1 protein-coding gene is annotated in these 1,443 nt (G+C 44.1%); it reads left to right on the top strand.

The genetic code is table 11. From position 1 onward, the window contains the following. Positions 1-47 precede the first annotated feature (47 nt). Positions 48-1,417, top strand: a protein-coding gene (locus HEN21_RS22445; protein WP_085947770.1) for an IS3-like element IS150 family transposase whose coding sequence is annotated in 2 segments (ribosomal slippage) — positions 48-528 and positions 528-1,417 — 1,371 coding nt in all. Because the reading frame shifts where the segments join, the coding sequence is not laid out codon by codon here. Positions 1,418-1,443 lie beyond the last annotated feature (26 nt).

Below are 1,443 nucleotides of genomic sequence, written 5' to 3'. Positions count from 1 at the left end.
TGTACTGCACCCATTTTGTTGGACGATGAAATGGAATAGCCCCTAATATGTCAAAGCCAAAATACCCTTTTGAAAAGCGCCTTGAAGTCGTGAATCACTACTTCACAACTGATGATGGTTACAGGATCATCTCGGCACGTTTTGGTGTCCCCCGAACCCAGGTCAGGACATGGGTTGCCCTCTATGAAAAACATGGAGAAAAAGGTTTAATTCCCAAACCTAAAGGCGTTAGTGCTGATCCAGAGTTGCGTATTAAGGTCGTGAAAGCTGTGATCGAGCAGCACATGTCCCTTAATCAGGCTGCTGCTCACTTTATGCTTGCTGGTAGTGGTTCTGTAGCCAGGTGGCTGAAGGTCTATGAAGAGCGCGGAGAAGCTGGTTTACGCGCGCTCAAGATTGGCACCAAAAGAAACATTGCAATATCAGTTGATCCAGAAAAAGCGGCATCAGCATTGGAGCTGTCAAAAGACCGACGCATTGAGGATCTTGAAAGGCAAGTTCGATTTCTTGAAACGCGGCTTATGTATCTAAAAAAGCTGAAAGCCTTAGCTCATCCCACGAAAAAGTGAAAGTACTCAACGAGCTAAGGCAGTTTTATCCTCTTGATGAGCTTCTCAGGGCTGCGGAGATACCGCGCAGTACGTTTTATTATCATCTAAAGGCTCTCAGCAAGCCTGACAAGTATGCGGACGTTAAAAAGCGTATTAGTGAGATTTATCACGAGAATAGAGGCCGATACGGATACCGTAGGGTAACGCTGTCTCTTCATCGAGAAGGGAAACAGATTAACCATAAAGCTGTTCAGCGCCTGATGGGAACCCTCTCACTTAAAGCAGCGATTAAGGTCAAGCGATACCGCTCTTACAGAGGAGAGGTAGGGCAAACCGCCCCTAATGTTCTCCAAAGAGATTTCAAGGCTACGCGGCCAAACGAGAAGTGGGTTACCGATGTTACTGAATTTGCAGTCAATGGGCGCAAGCTGTATTTGTCTCCAGTAATAGATCTCTTCAACAACGAAGTTATTTCTTACAGCCTTTCGGAAAGACCAGTGATGAACATGGTTGAGAATATGCTCGATCAGGCATTCAAAAAGCTTAATCCTCACGAGCATCCTGTTCTGCACTCTGACCAGGGATGGCAGTATCGTATGAGAAGATATCAAAATATCCTTAAAGAACATGGTATTAAACAAAGCATGTCCAGAAAAGGCAATTGTCTGGATAATGCTGTGGTGGAGTGTTTCTTTGGAACCTTAAAGTCGGAGTGTTTTTATCTTGATGAGTTCAGTAATATAAGCGAACTGAAGGATGCTGTTACGGAATATATTGAATACTACAACAGCAGAAGAATTAGCCTGAAATTAAAAGGTCTGACTCCAATTGAATATCGGAATCAGACCTATATGCCTCGTGTTTAACTGTCCAACTTTTTGGGGTCAGTACA

The organism is Escherichia sp. 93.1518, from assembly GCF_013368915.2.
In the GTDB taxonomy this organism is placed as follows: Bacteria; Pseudomonadota; Gammaproteobacteria; order Enterobacterales; family Enterobacteriaceae; genus Escherichia; species Escherichia ruysiae.
This window is presented reverse-complemented; position numbering and strand designations above follow the sequence as displayed.